Genomic DNA, 1,347 nt, shown 5'->3' on the forward strand with positions numbered 1-1,347 from the left:
AACAACCTGGCGACGTTCCTGTCGGAGGTGGGACGGCGGGCGGAGGCACTCGCCCCAGCCCAGGAAGCCGTCAACCTCCGCCGGCAGCTGGCCGCCGACAGCCCCGACGCCTACCTCCCCAACCTCGCCGGATCGCTGAACAACCTGGCGAACCGCCTGTCGGAGGTGGGGCAGGATGGGGAAGATCTGGCCGCCGGGTTGATCTCCGAGTTTCCGGTGAGGTGGGGACAAGGGTTTCTGCTGTGCCGTCGGGCTGCTGTCACAGAACGCCCTTTCCCTCGGCGCGCAGCTGATGCGATCGCCGCGCTGGAAATCCTCGATGGCGAGGATGCCCCCGAGGCCCTCGCTGAGGTGCACGGCATGCTGCGGGAACTGCTGAGTGCGAACCCAGCCAGCTTTGACCAGTTTTGGACTGCGGTACATCCCGGTGGCTATCCGGGCTGGCTGGTGCTGCCCGACGCTGTTCTGCGACAGGTGGTCGACTGGCTGAATGCTCCGACCATCCGGGAGTCCGCCGCCTACCTGGAGAGCCATCGTGACCTGCTCGGCCCGGCGGGCGTGGTCGCCCTCGACGAGATCGGTCTGAGATTTCCGCACGAGCCGCGGATTGAGGCGCACCGCCAACTACTCGCCACCGCCATCACCGAAGGTGTCGGTGCTGCTTACGCCCCACTACTGGCCAGCGATGTTCCTTAGGCCCGGATACGTCATCTGATGAAATCAACATCGATCACCTGGTAGAAGTCCTGGCCGGCGCCAGCGATCTCCAGACGCCGAATGGCACGTGATATCCCTGCCGCTACGGAAGCAGGCGCGAGCGCTCGGCCGGATTCCGCGGTAGGAGGTCGTCCGCCGACCAGCACAGCTGGGTCAGATGCTCGGGCTGACCCCGGCATCCACCGCCGGGGAGGCGCCGGGACCGGGCAGCACGTCGATCGTGTCGGCGCGAATGGGCTCGCCGCACCGCTCACAGCGGGGGGCGGCGGGCGCGATGTGGCCGCATGGCCGGTGCTGGTAGAGAACGGGCGGGCCGGCCGACCCGGCGAGCCACCGGTCGCCGAAGCGGGCCATGGCGATCAGGACATCGCACAGGTCGACCCCCTCTGCGGTGAGCACGTACTCGTACCGCCTGGGCCGGACCGAGTATTCGCTGCGGGCGAGGACACCGCTGGCGTCGACGATCCCCGCACGGTTCGCCTATGTCGCCCTCGACGGCACGCCCCGCGTAGTGCCGACCTGGTTCCACTGGACCGGCGAGGAGCTGGTGACGTTGACATCCTCCCCGGCCTGAAGACCGGGGATTCCTACCCTCGCGGGCAGGTTTTCCTGTTTCACTGACAGACGCCT

At 67.8% G+C, this 1,347-nt stretch carries 3 protein-coding genes; 2 read left to right on the forward strand and 1 reads right to left on the reverse strand.

Annotated elements, in window-relative coordinates; translation table 11 throughout:
- Window positions 1-696: tetratricopeptide repeat protein (locus tag MXD61_RS05615; protein ID WP_248811780.1), on the forward strand; the 696-nt coding region annotated here is incomplete at its 5' end.
- Between the two features lie 174 nt (window positions 697-870).
- On the opposite strand, the gene MXD61_RS05620 is transcribed toward MXD61_RS05615, so the two are convergent.
- The gene (locus tag MXD61_RS05620) at window positions 871-1,116 is read right to left on the reverse strand and encodes a hypothetical protein (protein WP_248811781.1); all 246 of its coding nucleotides are present in this window, start codon (window positions 1,114-1,116) and stop codon (window positions 871-873) included.
- Between MXD61_RS05620 and MXD61_RS05625 the strand changes: the two genes are divergently transcribed.
- Window positions 1,109-1,291, forward strand: coding sequence for a hypothetical protein (locus tag MXD61_RS05625; RefSeq protein WP_248811782.1), 183 nt, complete (start codon window positions 1,109-1,111; stop codon window positions 1,289-1,291). The genes MXD61_RS05620 and MXD61_RS05625 overlap by 8 nt on opposite strands.
- Window positions 1,292-1,347: the final 56 nt, after the last annotated feature.

It is taken from the genome of Frankia sp. AgPm24 (genome assembly GCF_023243055.1).
GTDB lineage: Bacteria > Actinomycetota > Actinomycetes > Frankiales > Frankiaceae > Frankia > Frankia umida.